At 34.8% G+C, this 3,043-nt stretch carries 3 protein-coding genes; all 3 read left to right on the top strand.

The genetic code is table 11. The features are described 5' to 3' along the window. Positions 1 to 106: 106 nt before the first annotated feature. The 3 genes from BZG81_RS15330 to BZG81_RS15320 are packed head-to-tail and all read left to right on the top strand — an operon-like array spanning position 107 to position 2,992. Positions 107 to 616 (top strand): acyltransferase, encoded by a 510-nt coding sequence (locus BZG81_RS15330; RefSeq protein WP_077677810.1) that lies wholly within the window; start codon positions 107 to 109, stop codon positions 614 to 616. Next, positions 613 to 1,809 carry a hypothetical protein gene (locus BZG81_RS15325; protein WP_077677809.1) on the top strand — a complete coding sequence of 399 codons (1,197 nt, stop codon included), beginning with the start codon at positions 613 to 615 and terminating at the stop codon, positions 1,807 to 1,809. The genes BZG81_RS15330 and BZG81_RS15325 overlap by 4 nt, the downstream gene beginning before the upstream one ends. Further along, on the top strand, positions 1,775 to 2,992 hold the full coding sequence (locus BZG81_RS15320; RefSeq protein WP_077677808.1) for a glycosyltransferase: 1,218 nt from the start codon (positions 1,775 to 1,777) through the stop codon (positions 2,990 to 2,992). The genes BZG81_RS15325 and BZG81_RS15320 overlap by 35 nt, the downstream gene beginning before the upstream one ends. The last annotated feature ends 51 nt before the right edge of the window (positions 2,993 to 3,043 follow it).

Raw genomic sequence — 3,043 nt, 5'->3', positions numbered from 1 at the left:
CTTTAGGAGCAGCAGTTGTGAATTTCTTGTCTTGGTCTTTTTTACTTCTTCTATCTCTTTATTATGGATATAAACTTAATATTCTTCCATGGTGTAATGATATTCGATGACTAAACTTAATAAGTTCTTTGCCGCTTCTAAACGCCGGCTAAAAGTTGTTTTTTACTTTATCTTGGCTAAACGAGGAATATCCTCATACAAAGGCAAGCCAACAATAAACGTTAAATCAAAGTTTAATGGAAGAACTCATTTAGGAAATAATACCCATTTTAATGGAATTTCTATAACCGGAAAGGGAGTTGTCTACATTGGCGATAATTTTCATTGTGGTCTAGATTGTCTTATTATTTCTGATTCTCATGATTATAAAAACGCATATCGATTACCATACGATGATAAATTACTAACCCCTAACACAGTTATTGAAGAGAATGTTTGGTTAGGCTCTCGTGTTATTATACTGCCAGGGGTTAGGATAGGTTATGGTGCAATTGTTCAAGCTGGAAGTGTTGTAGTCGAAGATGTTGAACCTCTTGCTATCGTTGGTGGTCATCCTGCTAAGCAGTTTTCTATTAGATGCGGGCAACACTATGATAAATTAAAAGAAGAAAAATGAATTTAATATTAAATTTTACATTGATAACTATGTTATTCCCATGGTTATCGTTCGGTCTATTGGATCTTGACACTCAACCTTGGTTTATAATAACAGGTACGTGTTTTTTCTTTTTAAACATAAGGAGGAAAGTTCATTACTCTGTTTGGTTTTCGCTAATCTTACTTGTCTGCGTTTTTTTTATAAGCATAATTTATGGTAAATTAGACTTTCTTGTTGTTCGAGCTTTCTTTAGTTATTATGCATTTTTCATAGTTTTGTTTTCTTTTTATGTCATACGTAGATACTATCGATTTCCTGCTAAAACCGTAATTATCTCGAATTTTGTATGGATAATTGCAGGTCTTTTACAGACCATTATAGATAGACATGCTTTGTCTTTTCTTGTAACCGTTCGAACAACAGATGATAGAGGAGTTACTGGGTTAGCACCCGAACCTACTTTTTATGGCTTGTTTCTGTTTTTTTTAAGTTGGCTCATTTATATAGAGCGAAGAGAATTATCAAATATAATCGTTGTGTCTCTTTTGTCATTGAATGTTTTTTTTATATTTTTTGTGGCTAAATCCTCAATGGTTATGCTTTTTTTTCTTATCTCTTTTTTGTTGTTTTTAGCGTTTAATTTGTTTTCCTTAAAAAAAATTATGATAGCCTTGGGTACTATAGCATTTATTGCTGTGTTATCTATTCCAGCTTCAGACCTTTTAAAAAACAGTCGTCCATATGAATTAGCTGTTCTTATTAAGGATGTCCCACTAGATATTATCAAGCAGGACGCTAGTATTAATGAACGATCTTCGCATATTTACTTCTCGGTGAAGCAATTTTTTTTAGATTTGGGTATGCCTCATGGTTTTCATTCTTTCTCAAATGTTCTCGTTGAAGGTAGATCAAATATTAGCGGTTTTTTTTGGTGGGGAGGATACGGAAATAAAATTATGTCAGGCCTAGGTTCTATTTTTTTTGAATTAGGCTGGTTCTCTATATTTTTTATTTTATCCGTATCTTTCTTGATGTACTCACAGGCTAGTCATAAAGAATCTCTTTATTTTTTGATTCTGATTTTAGGACTTTTTCTTTCAGCTATTCCAGTGTCGTTTACATTATTACCTATGATTGTGGTTTCTACTTTTTTTTATTTTGAAAACAGGAGTAAAGGTGAAAATAGTCGCTGTTATAGAAAACATCGATAATGAATATGGAGGGCCCGCGAATTCACTACCTAATTTTCTTTACGGTATGCGTGCTGAAGTGGGTGTCAACTCTATAATTTATTCAACAATACATTCAGATTGTGAAAAAAATGAGTTCATAGATCGATTTTCAATCCCCTGGGTCCGCTGTCAGCTAGCTGGGCCGATTAAGGTAAAATATTCTAGAGAGTTGAGAGATAAGTTAAGCTCAGAAGTTTCTGATGGTGATATTTTATTTTCTAATAATCTTTGGAATTATCCTGCCTATCTTGCGGCTAAACTCGCAAAGCGAAAGAACATCCCACATATAGCGTCAATCAGAGGTACGCTATATCCATGGTCGTTGGCGCAAGGTAAGTACAGAAAGAAAATAGCATGGCATGCTTTTCAAAAAAGTGCGCTGCAAAAAGCGGACCTTATCCATGTGACCTGTATTGATGAATATAGGGCTGTTCGGGACCTAGGTATTACAAGTCCTATAGCCGTAGTTCCTCACGGAATTAACTACGAAGATTATCAGAATCTGCCAAGCACTACTGACTCAGTTAAGCATTTAGAACTGAAATGCGAAAAGAAATATATACTATTTATGTCTCGTTTGCACGAGAAAAAAGGTCTTGATCTGCTTTTAAATGTTTGGCCGGATTTAGTGAAACACAATCCAGAATGGTGCTTGCTAATCGTTGGTCCTGATTATTCAAATTACATTGAACGTATTAATCATTTGGCTGTAGAGCACGGAATAGGGGATAACCTAAAAACGTTAGGTATGCTCACTGGGTATGATAAAGAATGCGTGCTATCCGTTTCTGAGTTTTTTGTTTTACCTAGTTATACAGAAAACTTTGGTGTAGTGATTGGTGAGGCGTTAGCTGCCGGATTACCCACGATCACAACCACAGGGACTCCATGGTCTGAGATAAATTCTTATAATTGCGGTAATTTCATTTCTTTATCAAAAGAGAATTTGAAGGAGGCATTGAATGACATGATGGCCTTAGATTCAGTTTGTCTAGGTGAAATGTCTAACAATGCTAAGTCACTAATTAAAGAAAATTACTCTTGGAGTGCGCAAGCCGTGAAATTCAAACAAGCAATAGAGTTTGTTTTAAAAGGTAAGCCGGCGCCGAACGTCGTATATACCTCTGATGAAATGCCACCAGAGGTGGATATTATAAAATAAAAGTAACTTTTTTAGAATAAATTTACTAGTGTTAATTTGATGGTCAGGTAT

The organism is Salinivibrio sp. MA607 (genome assembly GCF_001996245.1).
Taxonomy (GTDB): Bacteria; Pseudomonadota; Gammaproteobacteria; order Enterobacterales; family Vibrionaceae; genus Salinivibrio; species Salinivibrio costicola.
This window is presented reverse-complemented; position numbering and strand designations above follow the sequence as displayed.